At 71.9% G+C, this 17,597-nt stretch carries 16 protein-coding genes and 1 tRNA gene; 8 read left to right on the top strand and 9 right to left on the bottom strand.

Annotated features, from left to right (window positions below):
- Positions 1-366 precede the first annotated feature (366 nt).
- The gene (locus tag EAD98_RS23290) at positions 367-2,589 is read right to left on the bottom strand and encodes a hypothetical protein (RefSeq protein ID WP_233583935.1); all 2,223 of its coding nucleotides are present in this window, start codon (positions 2,587-2,589) and stop codon (positions 367-369) included.
- Positions 2,590-2,712: 123 nt separating this feature from the next.
- Here EAD98_RS23290 and EAD98_RS23285 point away from each other — a divergent pair, with 123 nt between their 5' ends.
- Complete coding sequence (locus tag EAD98_RS23285) at positions 2,713-3,417, top strand: glycosyltransferase family 2 protein (protein ID WP_121656141.1); 705 nt, start codon at positions 2,713-2,715, stop codon at positions 3,415-3,417.
- Between the two features lie 4 nt (positions 3,418-3,421).
- Here EAD98_RS23285 and EAD98_RS23280 read toward each other — a convergent pair whose 3' ends face one another.
- Both EAD98_RS23280 and EAD98_RS23275 read right to left on the bottom strand, forming a co-directional pair.
- On the bottom strand, positions 3,422-4,324 hold the full coding sequence (locus tag EAD98_RS23280; RefSeq protein ID WP_121656140.1) for a transketolase family protein: 903 nt from the start codon (positions 4,322-4,324) through the stop codon (positions 3,422-3,424).
- A 2-nt stretch (positions 4,325-4,326) separates the two neighbouring features.
- The gene (locus EAD98_RS23275) at positions 4,327-5,034 is read right to left on the bottom strand and encodes a transketolase (protein WP_199723510.1); all 708 of its coding nucleotides are present in this window, start codon (positions 5,032-5,034) and stop codon (positions 4,327-4,329) included.
- Between the two features lie 47 nt (positions 5,035-5,081).
- On the opposite strand from EAD98_RS23275, the gene soxR reads away from it, so the two are divergent.
- A complete protein-coding gene (gene soxR / locus EAD98_RS23270; protein WP_121656139.1) occupies positions 5,082-5,540 on the top strand; it encodes a redox-sensitive transcriptional activator SoxR in 459 nt (152 codons plus the stop codon).
- Positions 5,541-5,569: 29 nt separating this feature from the next.
- On the opposite strand, the gene EAD98_RS23265 is transcribed toward soxR, so the two are convergent.
- Entirely contained in the window at positions 5,570-6,547 is a 978-nt protein-coding gene (locus EAD98_RS23265; protein ID WP_121656138.1) for an NAD(P)H-quinone oxidoreductase, read from the bottom strand.
- Between the two features lie 179 nt (positions 6,548-6,726).
- Here EAD98_RS23265 and EAD98_RS23260 point away from each other — a divergent pair.
- Together EAD98_RS23260 and EAD98_RS23255 are read left to right on the top strand one after the other, a co-directional pair.
- Positions 6,727-6,813 (top strand) — tRNA-Ser (locus EAD98_RS23260).
- Positions 6,814-6,909: 96 nt separating this feature from the next.
- The gene (locus EAD98_RS23255) at positions 6,910-7,818 is read left to right on the top strand and encodes a 2-hydroxyacid dehydrogenase (RefSeq protein WP_233583936.1); all 909 of its coding nucleotides are present in this window, start codon (positions 6,910-6,912) and stop codon (positions 7,816-7,818) included.
- Here the strand turns inward: EAD98_RS23255 and EAD98_RS23250 are convergent.
- Both EAD98_RS23250 and EAD98_RS31035 read right to left on the bottom strand, forming a co-directional pair.
- Complete coding sequence (locus EAD98_RS23250; protein WP_121656136.1) at positions 7,805-9,028, bottom strand: low temperature requirement protein A; 1,224 nt, start codon at positions 9,026-9,028, stop codon at positions 7,805-7,807. The genes EAD98_RS23255 and EAD98_RS23250 overlap by 14 nt on opposite strands.
- A 71-nt stretch (positions 9,029-9,099) precedes the next feature.
- The gene (locus EAD98_RS31035; RefSeq protein ID WP_158609835.1) at positions 9,100-9,255 is read right to left on the bottom strand and encodes a hypothetical protein; all 156 of its coding nucleotides are present in this window, start codon (positions 9,253-9,255) and stop codon (positions 9,100-9,102) included.
- 138 nt (positions 9,256-9,393) lie between these two features.
- Between EAD98_RS31035 and EAD98_RS23245 the strand changes: the two genes are divergently transcribed.
- Positions 9,394-9,936, top strand: coding sequence for a YbhB/YbcL family Raf kinase inhibitor-like protein (locus EAD98_RS23245; RefSeq protein ID WP_121656135.1), 543 nt, complete (start codon positions 9,394-9,396; stop codon positions 9,934-9,936).
- A 61-nt stretch (positions 9,937-9,997) separates the two neighbouring features.
- Here EAD98_RS23245 and EAD98_RS23240 read toward each other — a convergent pair whose 3' ends face one another.
- Positions 9,998-10,708, bottom strand: coding sequence for a class I SAM-dependent methyltransferase (locus tag EAD98_RS23240; protein ID WP_121656134.1), 711 nt, complete (start codon positions 10,706-10,708; stop codon positions 9,998-10,000).
- Positions 10,709-10,919: 211 nt separating this feature from the next.
- Here EAD98_RS23240 and EAD98_RS23235 point away from each other — a divergent pair, with 211 nt between their 5' ends.
- Positions 10,920-12,746, top strand: coding sequence for a hypothetical protein (locus EAD98_RS23235; protein WP_233583934.1), 1,827 nt, complete (start codon positions 10,920-10,922; stop codon positions 12,744-12,746).
- Positions 12,747-12,754: 8 nt separating this feature from the next.
- Here the strand turns inward: EAD98_RS23235 and EAD98_RS23230 are convergent, their stop codons facing one another.
- Positions 12,755-13,537 carry an IucA/IucC family C-terminal-domain containing protein gene (locus EAD98_RS23230; RefSeq protein ID WP_121656133.1) on the bottom strand — a complete coding sequence of 261 codons (783 nt, stop codon included), beginning with the start codon at positions 13,535-13,537 and terminating at the stop codon, positions 12,755-12,757.
- A 327-nt stretch (positions 13,538-13,864) separates the two neighbouring features.
- Between EAD98_RS23230 and EAD98_RS23225 the strand changes: the two genes are divergently transcribed.
- Positions 13,865-15,394, top strand: coding sequence for a peptide deformylase (locus tag EAD98_RS23225; protein ID WP_121656132.1), 1,530 nt, complete (start codon positions 13,865-13,867; stop codon positions 15,392-15,394).
- Between the two features lie 63 nt (positions 15,395-15,457).
- On the opposite strand, the gene EAD98_RS23220 is transcribed toward EAD98_RS23225, so the two are convergent.
- Entirely contained in the window at positions 15,458-16,573 is a 1,116-nt protein-coding gene (locus EAD98_RS23220; protein WP_121656131.1) for a globin domain-containing protein, read from the bottom strand.
- A 147-nt stretch (positions 16,574-16,720) separates the two neighbouring features.
- On the opposite strand from EAD98_RS23220, the gene EAD98_RS23215 reads away from it, so the two are divergent.
- Positions 16,721-17,491, top strand: a complete 771-nt coding sequence (locus EAD98_RS23215; protein ID WP_121656130.1) for a CPBP family intramembrane glutamic endopeptidase — start codon at positions 16,721-16,723, stop codon at positions 17,489-17,491.
- Positions 17,492-17,597: the final 106 nt, after the last annotated feature.

Genomic DNA, 17,597 nt, shown 5'->3' with positions numbered 1-17,597 from the left:
GGGCGGGGGCGGCGGGTCCGGCGAGCATCGGCAGGACGAGAGCGGCGACGGCGACGGCGACGGTGATGGCCCGTCGTCGGGTCGCGCGTTCGGGCCTGGCGGGGGTAGCAGGCATCGACGCACTCCTTTCGGCTCAATCGCGGGACGTCGATTGAGTTACCAGACGGTAACGTGCCGATCAACGGATGTGAATGCGCTTCGGATCCTTGCGCGCGGGATGCAGAACCGCCCGGATCGGACGATCCGGGCGGCGCGTCACGCGGTGGCGCGGATGCTCGACCCCCGGGTCGGCGATATCGGGGTGTCCGGGTCGGCCCGATGCCGCGATATCGCCGACACCGTGTCGATCACCTCCACGGACCCGGGTCAGCGGCCGGGCGGCAGCGCGTACCCGACGTAGCCGCGGAACTCCAGCCGCCAGCCGGCCGGGACCAGCTTGGCGCACGCCGGCTGGCTGCCGGTGCAGACGATCGCGTCCACCGACGTGGGGTCGGCCGGCGGGCGTTCCGGCAGCACCGACTGCAACGCCAGCAGATCCGGCGAGCGTCCGTCCGGCTGCCGCAGCAGCAGCCACCACGGGTACTCCCAGTTGTCGTTCTGCTGCACCAGCCCGATCCGGCGCGCACCGCTGTCCCGGACCTCGGTGGCGGCCCAGCGGAACTCGTCGGCCCACTGCGGGCGACGTAGGAACCGGGTGTCCCAGTCCGAGGTGGTGAAGACCGAGCCGCTGCCGACGAGCCGGCGGGGGAAGCCGTACGACAGCGCCAGCACCCCGGCCAGCGCCGAGGTGGCCAGCACGGTGACCGCCGCGACCGTGGCCACCGACCGCCGCCCAGGGCCGGTACCCGCTCCGTCGGCCGCCGTCGCCGCCAACTGGCGGCGGAAGAGCGCGTCGAGCCAGAGCCCGGCCAGTGGCACGGCGAGCACCAGGGCGTAGAGCAGCAGCCGGTTGCCCCACGGCTGCCACTTGATCATCGAGGTGTGCAGCAGCACGGTGGCCAGCACCACCACCGCGTACCCGCGCAACGGCCCCGCCTGCCCGGCGTCGATCCGGCGCGGCCGGACGAGCGCGACAGCCACGCCGATCAGCGCCAGCGCACCGGCGAGTGGGAACGCCACCCGGTCCTCGTCCGGATACCAGGCGGGCTCCGGAAAGACCTCCCGGCCGAAGGTGATCGCCCGGTCCTGCGGGTCGACCCCGATCGCGTCCGCCCCGCCGATGATCACCTCGGCGCCCAGCCGGCGCAGCGGCGCCAGTGGGGTGTCGAACGCGGTGTGCCCGATCCGCAGCGCGTTGACCAGGATCGACGGCGGGTCGTGTCGTTCCATCGGGATCGACTCGCGCAGCCGGGGTGGCCCCAACGGGTGCCCGAACTCGGCCGTCACCCGGGCCAGGAACGGCCCGACCACCATGGCCGCGACCAGGAGGATCAGCACCGAACCGCCGACGGTGCGGGCCACCCCGCCGGCCGGCCGCGATCGCCGCACCTGACCGACCGCCGTCGCGCCGGCCGGTGTCCGGTCGGCGGCCAGCGCCAGCCGGAGCTGGGCCAACCCCCAGAGCACCAGCAGCGGACCGACCGCAATCAGACCGCTGGTCTTGGTCACCGCGGTCAGCCCGGTGGCCGCGCCGAGCGCGAGCGGGCTGCCCCAGCCGGTTCGGCGGCGCAGCCCGTCCAACACGAGGGTCGCCGCGCAGGCCACCCAGGCCGCGCAGACCAGGTCGGTCTGCGTACTCGTCGCCTGTAGCGCCACCATCGGCGTGCTGGCCAGTACGAACGCGGTGATCAACTGGGCCTGCCGGCCCCCGCCGAGCTGCGCGGTGATCCGCGCCGCCACCAGCAGGCAGCCCACCCCGGCCGCCCACTGCACCAGGTTGTACAGCTGGTCACCACCGGTGAGCAGGCGCAGGTGCAGCAGCAGATACTCGGCGCCGGGCGGGATGGTCACCTGCCGGTGGATGGCGGTGGCCCAGAAGTCGAGGTCGCTCTGGGCCACCCAGTGCTCGACCTTGGGCAGGTGGTACGTCTGCGAGTCGAAGTTGTTCGGCTCGGCCAGTGACGCGACCAGCAACTCCAGCAGGACCAGCCCGCCGATCGCGCCGGCGAGCAGGCGCTCGCCCCGACCCGCCGTACGCCAGGTGTCGACCGCCACGGCGAGCAGACCGCCGGGCGTCCGACCGACCCGCCGGGACGCGGGGTCACTTCCGGCGTCGCCGCCGTCGGCGAGCGGGCCGGGTGTCTCCGGGCCGGGCCCGGCGGGCACGGTGGCGCCGACCGGAACCGCTCGGCGTGTCGCGGCGGACGGCTGCGCGAGCCGACTCACCCGGCGCCACCGCAGCCCCGCGGCCGTCGCGGCGACGGCCAGGAAGAGCAGCCAGGCGGCGACGAACGCCGGTCGGGTGAGCGCGTGCAGAGCGCCCAGCAACTCGACGACGAGCACCGCGTACGCGCCCGTGAGCACGGCGGCGCGCACCACCGCGAGCCGCAGCGGCGCCACCGCGTCGACCCCGCGTGGCCTCGTCGCGACGGTGAGCAGGAGCACCGCGGCGGCAGGAACCGCCGCGAGCAGAGAGCCGGCAGCCGACATGGCGGGAAGTAAACACCATCCGGCTGAAGTCGCCACGATGACGGCCCGGCGGTGGCGGCCGGCGTCGGCTGACCAGCCAGGCTAGGCTATGCCCGACGTATTGTCGCCACCGTGGAGATTTCCGTGAAGCTCTCGATCCTCATGCCGGTCTACAACGAGGAAGAACGCATCGCGGATGCCCTCAAGCAGGCATTGGCAGTGGACTATCCCTGCGAGATCGAGCTGGTCGTGGTCGACGACGGCAGCCGGGACGGCACCGCCGAGATCCTCGGTCGGGCCGACGACGCCCGCCTCCGGGTCATCACCCACCAGCGCAACGCCGGCAAGGGCGCGGCCATCAAGACGGCGGTGGACAGCGCCGAGGGCGACTACATGGTCATCCTCGACGCCGACCTGGAGTACGACCCACAGGACATCCCCAAGCTGCTCGACCCGGTGCTCGACGGGCGGGCCACGGTGGTCTACGGCAATCGCACCTTCGGCAGCCACAGCGCCTACAGCTTCTGGTACGTGATGGGCAACAAGGGCGTCACGATGGCGGCCAACGTGCTGTTCAACTCGTACATCGGCGACCTGGAGACCTGCTTCAAGCTGATGCCGGTGGCGCTCTACCGGTCGCTCGAGGTGCGCTCGCGCGGCTTCGGCATGGAGGCCGAGGTGACCGGCAAGCTGCTGCGCCGCCGGATCCGGCCGTACGAGGTGCCGATCAGCTACCGGGCGCGTGGCCGCGAAGAGGGCAAGAAGATCACCTGGAAGGACGGCGTCGAGGCGATCTGGATCCTCGGCCGGGAACGCGCCCGCCGCCGTCCCACCACGCCGGCTCGCTGACCGCTCAGCGACCGACGGTCAGCAGCGCCCCGGCCAGGAAAGCGTCGACGGAACGGCGCAGGCCTGCGCTGTCCAGCCCGTGCCACCGGCTGTGGTCCTCGGGCGAGCCGTAGCGACGTAGATCCGTCCCTCCCACCCCGAGCGCCAGCAGCCGATGTGGCCGGTCCACCAGGGCCGCCGACACCACCCGGCTGGACGTGCCGGCCAGGTACGGCTCGACCAGGATCACCTCGGTTCCCGCCAGTGCCCGCAGCCCGGCGGTGTCGAACGGTCGCGGCCGGTGGGTGTAGGCCACGGTGACCGGCAGATCGGCGACCGCGTCCAGCGCCGCGTCCAGCGCCGGTCCGACCGCCACCAGCAGCGGGGCCCCGGGCCCGGCATTCCGCACCACCGCGAGCGAGCCGTCGCCGCCGCGTGGCCGGTCGTTCCGCAGTACCGAGAGCCGCAGGTACGCCGAGCCGTCGCCGGCCACCGCGTCCCGCAGCAGCGCGGGCACCTCGGCCGGGTGGCCGGGGACGTGCACGGTCCAGCCGTGCAGGGTGTCGATCAGTGACACGTCCGCCGGGGACAGGTGCGTCCGGCCGGCCGCCGCGCGGTCGTACGAGGCTCCGACGCTGACCAGTACCGCGGTCGCGGCCTGATGGTCCAGGTCCAACTTGAGCTGCTCGTACGCCCGCTCGATGAGGAACGGCGCGTAGCTGTGCACGATCGGCCGCAGGCCGGTGAGGGCGAGGCCGCCGGCCACCCCGACCATCAACTGTTCCCGGATGCCGACGTTGAGCACCCGGTCCGGATGCCGCGCGGCGGCCGGGGCGAACGCGGCGGCGGAGATGTCCGCGAGCACCAGCGCGGTACGCGGATTCTCGGTCAGCAACTCGGCGGTGGTGTCGATGAAGATGTCGCGCATCGTCACTCCTCCGTCCTGACGACCGCGACGACGACGTGCGGCCGGTCCTGGTGCTGGCCGGTGAGGGCGGTGTGCAGCGCGTCGTGGTCGTGCCCGTCGACGGTGCTGGCGGTCCAGCCGTTCACCGTGAACCGGGCCGCCGCGCCGCCCGGCCAGCCGTGGGTGGCCGAGTGGTTGTCGACAACCACTGCGGTCAGGCTGCCGAGGCCGGTGGCGCCGGCGTACGCGATCGCCTCGTGGTTCGATCCCTCGTCGAGTTCGGCGTCGCCGAGCAGCACGTACACCCGGGGGGTGAGCAGGCCCTGGGCTCGCAGGCCGAGCGCGGTGCCCACGCCCAGGCCGAGGCCGTGCCCGAGCGAGCCGGAGCCGATCTCCACGCCCGGCACCAGGGTCCGGTCCGGATGGTCGCCGAGGCGGCTCGCCGGGCCGCCCTGGTCGTCGAGCCAGCCGGCGCGGAGGAAGCCCTTCGCGGCGAGCACCGCGTAGTAGCCGGCGACGGCGTGCCCCTTGGAGAGCAGGAAGCGGTCCCGCTCGGGATCGTCGACGGTCTCCGGGGTGATCCGCAGGACGCGGTGGTAGAGCACCCAGAGGACATCGATCGTCGAGTACACGTTGGCGTCGAACTCCCTGCCGGCGCGTAGCTGTTCCAGTGGGCCGGCCACCGGCCCCGGCACCGGGGGCATCGTCCCGTTGGCGGTCGTCATCATCATCTGGATAGCCTGTGAGTTGAAGGGCACTTCAACTCAAGGACCGGGTGATGCAGGACTCACTGACCATCGGCGAGCTGGCCGCCCGTTCGGGCGTGGCGCCGTCGGCGCTGCGCTACTACGAGCGGCTCGGCCTGATCCGCGCCGACCGTACCGGCGGCAACCAGCGCCGGTACGCCCGCGCCGAACTGCGCCGCGTCGCCTTCATCCGGATCTCCCAGCAGGTCGGCGTCTCGCTGGACGAGATCCGCGCGGCGCTGGACTCGCTGCCCGAGGCTCGTACGCCCAGCCCGCAGGACTGGGCGCGGCTCTCCGCCAGTTGGCGGGGTCGGCTGGACGAGAGGATCCGGCTGCTCAGCAAGCTCCGCGACGACCTGGACGGCTGCATCGGCTGCGGCTGTCTGTCCCTGCAACGCTGCGCGCTCAACAACCCCGGTGACGCCCTCGGCGGCGAGGGGCCCGGCGCCCGCCTGATGCTGCCCCGGCCGGAGGCCGACGCGACCGCCTGACGCGCGCCCCATCCCGCGGGACGACCGCGTCACCCGACCGTGAGCAGCACCTTGCCGACGTGGTCGTTCGACTCGACCAGCCGGTGCGCCTCCGCCGCCTCGCTGATCGGCAGCCGCCGGTCCACCACCGGCCGGATCCGGCCGGCCTCGATCAGCGGCCACACCTCGTCCCGTACGCCCCGGACGATCTCCGCCTTCTCGCTGAGCGGCCGCGCCCGCAGGGTCGTCGCCGCGACGCTGGCTCGCTTGGTCAGCAGCGCGCCGAGATCCAGTTCGGCCTTGCGGCCACCCTGTAGCCCGATCACCACCAGCCGGCCGCCGGTGGCCAACGCGGCGACGTTGCGGCCCAGGTAGGACGCGCCCATGATGTCGAGGACGACGTCCGCGCCGTGGCCGTCGGTGGCCCGCCGGACCTCCTCGACGAAGTCCTGCTCCTGGTAGTCGATCGTGTGCGCCGCGCCCAGTTCGCGCAGTCTGGGATGCTTGGCCGCCCGCGCGGTCGTCAGGACCGTGGCGCCGAGGGCCGCCCCGAACTGGATCGCGAAGGTGCCGATTCCGCTGCCGCCGCCGTGCACCAGGAGCGTGTCGCCCGAATGGAGCCGGCCCACCGGGAGCAGGTTCGACCAGACGGTGCAGGCCACCTCGGGCAGCGCCGCGGCGTCGACCAGGTCGACACCGCCCGGTACCGGCAGCAACTGCTCGGCGGGGACGGCGACCCGCTCGGCGTACCCGCCGCCGGTCAGAAGCGCGCAGACCTGCTGGCCGATCGCCCACCCGGTCACCTCCGGACCGACCGCGCTGATCACCCCGGAGCACTCCAGGCCGGGGTATTCGGGCGCGCCGGGCGGCGGGGGGTAGTGCCCCTGCCGTTGCAGCAGGTCCGCGCGGTTGACCCCGGCGGCCCGCACGTCAACGATCACCTCGCCCGGGCCGGGCTCGGGATCGGGGACCTCAGCCCAGATCAGCGCGTCGGGTCCACCGGGCTGCGGAATGGTGATGGCTCGCATGGGCTCAGTCTTACCCGATCACACCGCGGGCCGCAGGCGCACCCGATCCGCCCCGGCAGCCACTGTGGACCTCCGTACCGGCTCCGGCGCTGGACCGCCCGGTCGGGGAGGGACGCCGGGCCGCGCGCCCGGTGCCATGGCAGACTAGGCACGGCCGCGCACCCTCGGGTGGCGGCCCGGGAGGGTTCGCCTAGTGGCCGATGGCGCTGGTCTTGAAAACCGGTAAGGCAGCGATGTCTTCGTGGGTTCGAATCCCACACCCTCCGCCCTCGGAACAGCTCAAACGCACCCTGACCAGCGCAAACGCCGGTCGGGGTGGGTCTGTGGACGGCGAGCGGCCCCGCTCCGGGCGATCCAGCATGATGGTGCTCGTGCGCTACTTGATCTCTCACCCCGACGCGTTGGCCGAGCTTGGCGATCTGGACGTCGCGCTGTACGACGGCACGGGGCCCGTGCCCGAGAACCTGGACGATGTCGAGTTCTACGCGGTCCCGTACGGGGTCATCGATCCCCGGTTCTGCGAGCCGATCGCCCGGATGCCCCGGCTCAAGGTGGTGCAGACCGTGACCGCCGGCTACGACCATGTCCTGCCGTACCTGCGGCCCGGCCTGACGCTGGCCAACGGCCGGGGCGTGCACGACGCGGCCACCGCCGAGCTGGCCGTGGCGCTCACCCTCGCCGCCCGCCGCCGGCTGCCGGAATTCGTCCAGGCAGGGGCCGAGGGCCGCTGGGCCACGGGGTGGTCGGCCGGGCTGGCTGACGCCCGGGTGCTGATCGTCGGGTACGGCTCGATCGGCGCCGCGATCGAGCGCCGGCTCGCCGGGTTCGAGGTGGAGATCAGTCGAGTGGCCCGGAGCCCCCGCCCCGGCGTACGGCCGATCTCCGAAGTTTCGGAGCTGTTGCCACGAGCGGACGTCGTCATCCTGGCCACGCCGCTGACCCCGGAGACCGAAGGCCTGGTCGACAAGGACTTCCTCGCCAGGATGGCCGACGGCGCGCTGCTGGTGAACGTGGCCCGGGGGCGGGTGGTGGACACCGAGGCGCTGCTCGCCGAGCTCGACGCGGGCCGGCTGCACGCTGCCCTGGACGTCACCGAACCCGAGCCACTGCCGGCCGACCACCCGCTGTGGTCCGCACCGAACGTCCTGATCAGCCCGCACGTCGGCGGCCTGACCGCCGCCATGGCACCCCGGGCCCGCCGGCTGCTGGTCGACCAGGTCCGGCGGTACGCGGCGGGCGAGCCGCTCGCGAACGTCGTCATCCGACCGTGACGTCCGAATCCGATCGGGCACCGGATCCTCGCCCGCGGATGGCCACCGCCTCGTAGCCGGCGAGAACGACGAGGAACGCGGTGAGCAGGCCGAGAGCGACCAGGCCGGGCAGGAACCGGCCGGCGGGAAGGAGTAGCAGCACCGCAGCGGGCGCGAGAACTTGTCGGGGTGCCACGGACCGGACGGTGAGGCTCAGGAAGGTCGCCCGGCCCACGAGGTACAGGGCGGTTCCGCCGAACAGGGCGACCGCCGGCGTCCAGTCCAGGCGCAACCCGGCGGTGTCGGAGGACTCATGGTGTGCCAGGTCGGCGAGCACCTGCTCGACCCCCAGCGCCACGTAGATGATGCCGGCGATCAGCGGAAAGTGGGCAACGGTGTAGGCGTCGGCGGCCACCCGACCCCGCCGCGCGCCGGATTTCATCGTCAGTTCCTTACCGGCGGCGACCGCGTTCCGGGAGTAGAGCCACCACAGGCAGACCGTGACGGCGAGCGTGAGGAGCGCGGCCACCAGGACCGGTCCATGGATCATTCCCGCCCCGATCCCGGCGCCCACCGAGATCAGCGACTCGCCGAGCGCGATGATCACCACAAGGCTGTGTCGCTCGGTGAAGTGGCCCGGGCTGCGGAGGGGCCATCCGCTCAGCACGGAGGCGACCACCCCGCCTCCCAGGTCGACCGCGAGCGCTGCCGTCCAGAGCAGGATCTGCGCGGTGCCGCCGAACACGGCACCGAGGACCAGCGGGATCCAGGACAGCGCGGTGGAGAGGGCGTACACGCGAATGGTCCGGAGCAGTTGCCGGTTGCCCTCGGCCGCCCAGTGGTAGAGGACCAGATGGATCACTCTCACCACGATGTAGGCGAGCACCAGGATCAGCCGGGGCCCCAACGCTCCCGGACCGGATTTCCAGACGTCGGGGATGACGAGACCGGCGAGGAAGACGGCTGCCATGGCGACGGTGACGCCGGTACGGATCAGCCCGACATCGATGCGGGCCTGGTTTCCCAACCAGGAGTACACCAGCCAGGAGTTCCACAACAGCAGGAGCACGAGGAAACCCTGCACCAGGGTCATCGGCGCGGGCCGCGCGCTCATGAACTCGGTGACCCGGATGAAGCCGAAGACGAACACGAGGTCGAAGAAGATCTCGAACAGGGTTGTGCGGTGCGTCTCCTTGGTCACCATCGGCCGCGACCGGAAGATCCGCCCCATCACCTCATCTTCATCGCCGCCAGGCCGCCTCACGGCGATTCAGGCAACTGGTCCCGTACCCCTGGTCGCCGTCACTCCGGTGGGTCCGTGGCCCGCCGGCTCTCCCGGATCGTCTCGTCGGCCAGCCGCTCGATCGCGCGCCGGCGCTCCTCGGCGATGGCCCGCTCGTCCCGGCGGCGCAGCGCGGTGAAGACGGCTGCCACGAAGTCCCGCCAGATCCCGGCCACGAGGTCCCCCTGTGGAGCGTTGGCCCGGACTCAACGGTAGCGCCGTCGACCCGGCACCACCGCTTCCGGTCGTCGGAGAGGCCACGAAGGGGTAAGAAGGGGCAGGAATCTCCGCGAAGACCGGAAGGACGCGTCCCGATGACCCTGGAACGACCCATCGCCCCGGACCCGTACGAGCTGCTGCCGACGGTGCCCTCGTTCACCCTGACCAGTGACGACGTGCAGAACGGCGAGCCGATGGATGCCCGGCACGCGCACGGCAGCACCGGGGGCGACAACGTCTCCCCGCAGCTGACCTGGTCGGACTTCCCCGCCGAGACGAAGAGCTTCACCGTGACCTGCTACGACCCGGACGCGCCGACCGGCAGCGGCTTCTGGCACTGGGTGCTGGTGAACGTGCCGGTCGACGTCACGCAGGTGCCCAGCGGCGCGGGTGGCGCGGCGGGCGCGGACCTCGGTGGAGCGTTCTCGGTCCGCAACGACTACGGCGAGAAGGGCTACGGCGGAGCGGCTCCGCCGCCCGGCGACCGCCCGCACCGGTACGTCTTCGCGGTGCACGCCCTGGACGTCGACCGCCTCGACCTGACCCCGGACGCCAGCCCCGCCTACGTCGGCTTCAACCTCACGTTCCACACCCTCGCCCGAGCGGTGATCCGTCCCACCTACCAGATCAAGGAATGATCCCTGCCCCGCGATCTTGCACTCGCCCGTGCAGGCAAGTGCAAGATCGCGGGGGGTGTGGTCAGGACGGGACGCGGGCCACGGCGAAGACGGACTGGCCGAACGGGGGCCGGATGCGCTGTTCGGCGGCTTTGGTGGCCGGGAGGACGACCGTGTCGTACACCTTCACCATCGGGCCCTCCTTCGGCATCAGCCGGAAGACCTTGGTGGCCATGAAGTAGCCGAGCAGGCCCAGCGCGTTGGCGTAGTGGATCTTCTCCACGGTCAGGCCGGCCTCGGTCATCGCCGCTCCGAGCGTCTTCTTCGTGTAGCGGCGGACGTGCCCGGTGGCGATGTCGGCGGGGCTCATCGCGAATTGGAACGCCGGCACGATGATGATCACGGCGCCGCCGGGTCGGACCAGGTCGCGCATGCTGTGCAGCGCGCCCACGTGGTCCTCGATGTGCTCCAGCACGTTGTACGAGACCGCGGCGCTGTAGTCGCCCCGATCGTTGTGCGGCAGCAGCATCTGCCGGACATCGATGCTCGGCTGGTCGGCGAGGCGCTCCTTGAGCTGCACCAGCCGATCCGGATCGGCCTCGGTGGCGGTGAACCGGGGGAGCCGCTGCGACCATTCCAGCGCGTAGTCACCGAGACCGCTGCCGATCTCGATCGGATCGTCACCGAGGTACGGCACCGCCAGTTCGACGAACCAGCGACGGTGGTTGACAGCGGTCGCCAGGCCCTCCAGCACCTCGGACTGGACGCGCTGATCCCCAGTGATTTCTGCCATGCGTCGATTCCTCACGATATGAACTCGACCCGTGCCTGGACCGACAGAGTGAATCATCCGCTCGGATGGCAGAAGAATCGGGGCAGCGGGGTGGCCGAATTGCGGTCGGGGGTGGGCACGTGATCGGCGGTCGGCGAACCCGGCACATAGTACGGCAGTACCCCGAAACATGTCACGGCAGTGCCATACGCTGACTACCCTATGAATTGTCATGACTACTCCTGAATCGGACGCGCCCGGAGACGGCCCCGCCACCGCGTCGCCGGTGGAGCGGGGCGGTCGTGCCCGGTGGGCCCGCAGCGGGAGGTGGGCGGATCTGGTCCCAGTGCTGAGCTTCGTGGTGCTCGGCTTCTGGGTCACCGGGCGGCTGTGGCTGGAGCCGGACAGCGCCGTGCGGGACAACCGCACCGACCAGTCACAGTTTGAATGGATGATGGCGCACGGTGCTCGGGTCGTCACCCATTTCGCCTATCCGTTCCATTCGGACCGGATGAACGTGCCCGACGGCGTCAATTTGATGGCGAATACGTCCGTATTATCCATTTCGCTGCCAATGACACCTGTCACCCTGCTCCTCGGGCCCCGCGCGGCATTCCTGCTCTTTCTCACCGCCGGAATGATTGCCACCGCCACTGCCTGGTACTTCCTGCTTTCGCGGGTCCTCATCGGCGCCCGCGGGCCGGCGTGGCTGGGCGCCGGCTTCTGCGCGTTCGCGCCGGCCATGGTGTCGCACGCCAATGCGCATCCGAACATCGTGTCGCAGTTCGTCGTCCCGTTGATCATCTGGCGCACGCTGCGGCTCGGCGAGCCCGGCCGCTGGCTGCGCAACGGGGTGCTCCTCGCGTTGGTGATCGTCTGGCAGGCGTTCCTCAACCTGGAGATCCTGCTGATGACGGCGATCGGGCTGGGCGTGATCGTCGGTGCGCTCGCCCTCGGCCGCCGGGACCTGCGCTCGCGGGCCCGGCCGTTCCTCGCCGGTCTGGCCGTCGCCGCCGGGCTCGCCGGGCTGCTGCTGGCGTACCCGCTCTACGTCCAGTTCTTCGGGCCGGGCGCGTACTCCGGGCTGTCCCGCCTGATCCGCGGCTACTCCAGCGACCTCGCCTCGTTCGTCGCGTACTCCCGGGAATCGCTCGCCGGCAGCCCGCGCACCGCGGCGAACCTGGCCAAGAACCCGACCGAGGAGAACAGCTTCTTCGGCTGGCCGCTGCTGGTGCTGGTGATCGCCCTGGTCTGGTGGCTGCGCCGCTCGGTCGTGGTGCTCGGGCTGGCCGCCCTCGGGCTGCTCTTCACGGTGCTCTCGCTGGGCCGGGTGATCTGGTTCGCCGGCCGGAACACCGGCGTGCCGGGGCCCTGGGCGGCGCTGGAGAACCTGCCGATCCTGCACTCGGTGGTGCCGACCCGGTGGGCGTTGGCGATCACCCCGATCATCGGGCTGCTGCTCGCCTACGGCGCCGAGCGGGCGCGTGAGCTGGCCCGTTCGCAGCCGGCCGCCCGCCGGCAGATCCGCTTCGTCACCGCCACCGTGCTCACGATGGCCCTGCTGCCCATCCTGCCCACCCCGCTGCCCGTGGCCCGCCTGGACCCGGTACCCGCCTTCGTGACCGGTGGGGCCTGGCGGCCGTACGTGTCCGGCGGCCGCAGCGTGGTGACCCTGCCTCTGCCGGACACCAACTACGCCGAGCCGCTGCGCTGGTCCGCCGCCACCCGACTGGACATGCCCCTGGCCCGCGGTTACTTCCTCGGCCCGGACACCCGCCGCAACGCCGAGAAGCCGCGGATCGCGCTGTTCACCGCGCCGCCCCGCCCCACCAGCAGCTTCTTCGGCACCATCCGGCGCACCGGCGCGGTGCCGCCGATCACCCCGCAGAGCCGGGTCAAGGCGGTCGACGACCTGCGCTACTGGCGGGCCGGCGTGGTCATCCTCGGGCCGCACGAGCACGAGGCGGCGCTACGCCGGGGGATGACCGAGCTGACCGGAATCCAGCCGACGTTCACCGGCGGAGTGTGGGTGTGGGACGTGCGGCCGTTGACCGACTGAGCGAGGGCTCAGGCCTGCCGGACGCAGCAGCCCTGGCAGACCTTCGGGCTGGGCAGGGTGAAGGCGAGGCAGCAGGTGCGCCGCTGCACGCTCGGCTCACCGGTCGGCCCGGGCACCAGCTCGACCAGGTCCGCCAGGTCGAGCGCGCCGAGCAGGGTCTCGATCGTCTGTACCGTCGAGCCGGGCAGCCCGTCCGCGGCCCGCAGGATGCCGTGCGAGATGCCGGATGCGACCGAGCCGAGCAGCGTCCGGGTGCCGACCCGGACCTCCGTCTGGATCGCGGCGATGAGCGGGGCCAGATGGGCGTCGAGGAGCGAGGCGCGCAGCGCGGCCAGCAGCTCCGCCTCGTCGGCGACGACCCGTACCTCCGGGTGGCCGGCCAGTGCCAGCGGATCGCTCGGCAGCACCGCCACGGTGGTGCTGCGGCGCAGGCCCAGGGTGAGCAGCGGCCGGTGGTCCTCGAAGTGGATCAGCACGTCGGACGGGTCGAGCAGCGGCACCCGCCGGGCCGAGGCCCAGCCGAGCACGACGGGCAGCGCCGTCCAGTAGCTGTACGACTTCCAGGCCAGTGCGGCGCAGGCGTGCGGGGTGCCACCCCAGCGCAGGGTGGCGGCGCGGAGCAGATCCGGTAGCCGGCTGCCGTCGATCAGGGTGGTCGCGGGCGCCCAGCCGAACTCGTCCTCGACCAGCAGGCCCGGTGCGAGCCCGGGAAGATCGTCGGTGCCGAACATGGCGCGCAGTGCCGCGGTGACGGGGGCGAGCGGCGTGACGGTCACGTCCCGCCTCGGCATCACCGCTGTCACCGTGTCATCCCCCGTCCGCGTGACCGAGGAGCACCTCGGCGGACGACCCCGCGTCCTGAGCTAAGGCTAGCCTAACCACACGCGCAGGTCTAAGGGAAGCCTCACCTGAGTCGTATCGGGAGGTCAGGGTCACTCCGCTCCCAGCGGGGGCGGTACCCCCGCACCCCGCGTACTACCCGGCCATGCCCCGGGAAAACACCGGCGCAGCATCGACCGCGGTCTGTGGATTGTCAAGCGATGTGTCGACAAGGTGGCAGATACGTGTGCGTCCGGGCACGGAACGTGAAACTGATACTCCCGGCCACGAGGAAGCCGATGACGACCTCACCCCTCGAACGGGCTGCCGACTCCTTCGCGGCCGAACTCGCCCGGCAGCGAACCGGGCGGGGGCTGTCCAAGAAGCAACTGGCCGTCCTGATGGGTTTCGACCCGTCCTACGTCAGCCACGTGGAGGGGCGCCGGCACCGTCCGACCGAGGATTTCGCCCGCCGCGCCGAGGCCGTCCTGGAGGCCAGCGGCGCGATCTGGCAGCGCTTCCGGGAGTACGACGAACTCCGGCACGCCCGCCCCGGTCACCAGCACCGCGAGCCGCACCTGCCCGGCCAGTGGCTGCCACCCGGCACCGGCCTCGTCGTGGAGCGCGAACTCGCCACCCTCACCCACTCCGACGACGGCTACCGGTGCGTCATCCACCGCGAGCTCTACAACGCCGGCACCGAACCGGTCAACCGCTACCTCGTCCGGGTCGCCGTCGACCGCTACCCGAACGACCCCGGTCGCTCCAACCGGCACCACCGCGAGCACCCGCTCACCTTCGCCGAGCTGCAACTACAGGCCCGCCGGGACGACGGCGGCGGTGACCCGGAGCCGATGCACTGGCGGGCCAAACACGACCGGGACGCGTTCAAGGAGATCTGGCTGCTCTTCGAGAACGGCGAGCGGCGCTTCCCGCTCTACCCCGGCGACCGGGCCACCATCGAGTACGCGTACTCCGTCGGGCAGGAGAAGTGGGGTCCCTGGTTCCAACGAGCCGTGCGGCTGCCCACCCGACAGCTCGCCGTCCGCCTGGACCTGCCGGCGGCGCTCGACCCGCAGGTCTGGGGCGTGGAGACCTCGCTCTCGGCGGAGGAGGGCCCGCTGCGCACGGCGCCGCAGCGCCGCGACGAGGACGGCCGGGCGATCTTCGACTGGCAGACCGACGACCCACCGCTGAACGCCCGCTACCGGTTGCAGTGGCGTTTCCGGGCTCGCCCGGACATCGACCCGGACGTCAGCAACGGCGGTGCCCGGGTCCGGCCCAGCGACCGGATGCGGGGGCTGGGCATCGTCCAGCGCGGCGCCGACCTGCTCCGCCAGCGCGGCCGTCCGTTCGACCTGCCCGGTGAGGAACAGGTGGCCCGGGAGGTGGTCGACCGGCTCAACACGGCCCTGGCCCGGCTCGACGAACTCCATCCGTTCAGCAAGGGGGTCGGCATCGCCGCCCCGCAGCTCGGCATCGGCCGGGCCGCGGCCGTCGTGCGGCCACCCGACCGGTCGGCGGAACCGGTGGTGCTGCTCAACCCCCGGGTGGTCGACGCCGGCCCGGACACCGACGAGCAGTACGAGGGCTGCCTCTCCTTCTTCGACCACCGGGGTCTGGTGCCCCGGCCGCTGCGGCTGGACGTGGAGCACGCCCAGTGGGACGGCAGCCGGATCATCACGTCGTTCGAGTTCGGCATGGCCCGGCTCGTCGCGCACGAGATCGACCACCTGGAGGGCCGGCTCTACGTGGGCCGGATGGCGCCCGGCGTGCCACTGGTGCCGGTGGAGGAATACCGGGAGACCGGGCACCCCTGGCGCTACTGACCGGGGCCGGGGCGCGTGCCCCAGGGGGCAGGGGCACGCGCCCCGGCGTGGGGGGAGGAACGCCTAGAGGTCACCGAAGGTGTCGTAGCGGATGTGCGGCGGCGGCACCTCGTCCGCGGCCAGCACCCGCAGTGTGGACCGGACCATCCGGGCCGACCCGGAGACGTAGCAGTCGTGCGTGGTCCACGGGCCGTAGCGGGCCACCACGTCCGGAATGTCGCCCAGCTCACCGTCGAAGTCCGGGTCCTCGCTGCACGCGGCGGTGACCGACAGCCACGGGTGTACGGCCACCAAGTCCTGCAACCCGGCCAGGCCGTACAGGTCCGCCGCCTGCCGGGCGCCGTAGAAGACGTGCACCCACCGGGTCCGGTTGTAGCTGGCCAACTCCTCCACCAGCGCCTTGATCGGCGCCAGCCCCACCCCGCCGGCCACGCAGAGGATGTCCCGCTCCGAGGATCGGTCCAGGGTCATCGACCCCATGGGCGCGGCCAGCCGGAGCAGGTCACCCGGCCGCACCCGGCGGACCAGCGCACCCGATACCCAGCCGGCCCCGGGCGACCGCACGTGGAACTCCAGCACGTTGTCGTCGTTCGGGGCGTTCGCCACCGAGTACGTCCGCCACACCCGGGGATGGTGGCGCGGCACTTCGAGGCTGACGTACTGGCCGGCACGCCAGGGCAGCGGATGCTGCAACGCCCGGCAGGTCAGGACGGCGGTGTCCGGGCCGTACCGCTCGTGGGTCAGCACCTCGGCGTGCCAGAACGGCGGGTTCTCGTCGTTCGCCGCCCCAGAGAGCATCTTCGCCGAGATGGCCGCGTACGCATCCGTCCACGCCTGGTCGTACTCCAGGTTCCAGCCGTCGCCGGCGGTGCTGCGCAGCGCGTCCAGCAGCGCGACGCCCATCGTCTTGTAGTGCTGCTCGTCGACGTGGTACTTGCGGTGATCGCGGCCCAGCGCCCGGAGGAACTCGTCGAAGCTCTCCGGATCGTCGACGGTGTGGATGGCCGTGATGATCGCTTCCAGCAGGCGGTCGCCCTGGCCGGTCATCTGCACCGGGAAGAGCTGCCGCAGGGCGGGGTCGAGCAGGAAGAGCCGGGCGTAGAAGTGGCCGCTCAGCCGGTCCCGGTCCTCCTCGACCAGGGTCCAGCTCTCTTTCAGCAACCGCGCGACGTTGTCCACGGGTGGCGCTCCTTCTCCAGACGACAGCGGATCGGGCGCCCATAGAATCTCCACGGAGCGTGCGCACCGGTCGCACAGAATGTGCGATCGGTTCATGCCGGCCGGTCGGCCGTGTCACCGGCGCCGCCCGTCGGGCAGAGTGGTGCGGTGACCGTTGAGCTGACCCGCCCGGTGTCCCGCCGGCTGCTGGGGACCGAGACGTTGCTGGTCCTCGGCCTCTCCCTCGGCCAGTCCGCGGTCTACGCGGTGGTCTCGATCATCGCGAAGCTGACCGCCGACGGTCCGCTCTCCAAGCAGACCGCCTCGCTGAACACCTCCGCGTCGGCGAGACCCTGGCTGGACCTGACGTACCAACTGCTCGGCATCGTCTTCGCGCTGCTGCCGGTGCTGCTCGCCGTACACCTGCTCAGCCGCGACCCCGGCGACCCGGCGCGGACCCTCGGCCTGGACGCCCGGCGACCCGGCCAGGACCTGGCCCACGGCGCCGGCCTGGCCGCGCTGATCGGCCTACCCGGGCTGGCCCTGTTCTGGGTGGCGGCGCAGCTCGGCCTCAACGCCACGCTGGTGCCGGCCTCGCTGCCGCCGGTCTGGTGGGCGGTTCCGGTGCTGATCCTCGCCGCCGTGCAGAACGCCGTGCTGGAGGAGGTGATCGTGGTCGGCTACCTGGTCACCCGGCTGCGTCAGCTCCAGTGGCGACTCGGCGCGATCATCGCGGCCAGCGCGCTGCTGCGCGGCTCGTACCACCTGTACCAGGGCTTCGGCGCGTTCGTCGGCAACGCGGTCATGGGCGTCGTGTTCAGCTACTTCTACCTGCGGACGCGGCGGGTGCTGCCGCTGATCATCGCGCATACCCTGCTCGACGTGGTCGCCTTCGTCGGCTACGCGCTGCTGCCGAAGGAATGGTTCAGCTGGCTCTGACCGCTCGGCTCGCCGCCGTGTCGGCCGCCGACGGCCGGTAGGCGGCCACCGCCCGGGCCGCGAGCCGGTCGGCCGCCGCCGAGTCGCCCAGCGCCGCCGCGAGCAC

It is taken from the genome of Micromonospora sp. CV4 (genome assembly GCF_003667455.1).
GTDB lineage: Bacteria > Actinomycetota > Actinomycetes > Mycobacteriales > Micromonosporaceae > Micromonospora.
Note: the sequence above shows the minus strand (reverse complement) of the source record. Positions and strands in the feature narration are given on the sequence as shown.

What these genes read in the sequence shown, in the direction of transcription:
- EAD98_RS23290 (WP_233583935.1), bottom strand. Translation starts at nt 2,589, where the DNA reads ATGTCGGCTGCCGGCTCTCTGCTCGCGGCGGTTCCTGCCGCCGCGGTG.
- EAD98_RS23280 (WP_121656140.1), bottom strand. Translation starts at nt 4,324, where the DNA reads ATGCGCGACATCTTCATCGACACCACCGCCGAGTTGCTGACCGAGAAT.
- EAD98_RS23275 (WP_199723510.1), bottom strand. Translation starts at nt 5,034, where the DNA reads ATGATGATGACGACCGCCAACGGGACGATGCCCCCGGTGCCGGGGCCG.
- soxR (WP_121656139.1), top strand. Translation starts at nt 5,082, where the DNA reads ATGCAGGACTCACTGACCATCGGCGAGCTGGCCGCCCGTTCGGGCGTG.
- EAD98_RS23265 (WP_121656138.1), bottom strand. Translation starts at nt 6,547, where the DNA reads ATGCGAGCCATCACCATTCCGCAGCCCGGTGGACCCGACGCGCTGATC.
- EAD98_RS23255 (WP_233583936.1), top strand. Translation starts at nt 6,910, where the DNA reads ATGGTGCTCGTGCGCTACTTGATCTCTCACCCCGACGCGTTGGCCGAG.
- EAD98_RS23250 (WP_121656136.1), bottom strand. Translation starts at nt 9,028, where the DNA reads ATGGGGCGGATCTTCCGGTCGCGGCCGATGGTGACCAAGGAGACGCAC.
- EAD98_RS23245 (WP_121656135.1), top strand. Translation starts at nt 9,394, where the DNA reads ATGACCCTGGAACGACCCATCGCCCCGGACCCGTACGAGCTGCTGCCG.
- EAD98_RS23240 (WP_121656134.1), bottom strand. Translation starts at nt 10,708, where the DNA reads ATGGCAGAAATCACTGGGGATCAGCGCGTCCAGTCCGAGGTGCTGGAG.
- EAD98_RS23235 (WP_233583934.1), top strand. Translation starts at nt 10,920, where the DNA reads ATGACTACTCCTGAATCGGACGCGCCCGGAGACGGCCCCGCCACCGCG.
- EAD98_RS23230 (WP_121656133.1), bottom strand. Translation starts at nt 13,537, where the DNA reads ATGCCGAGGCGGGACGTGACCGTCACGCCGCTCGCCCCCGTCACCGCG.
- EAD98_RS23225 (WP_121656132.1), top strand. Translation starts at nt 13,865, where the DNA reads ATGACGACCTCACCCCTCGAACGGGCTGCCGACTCCTTCGCGGCCGAA.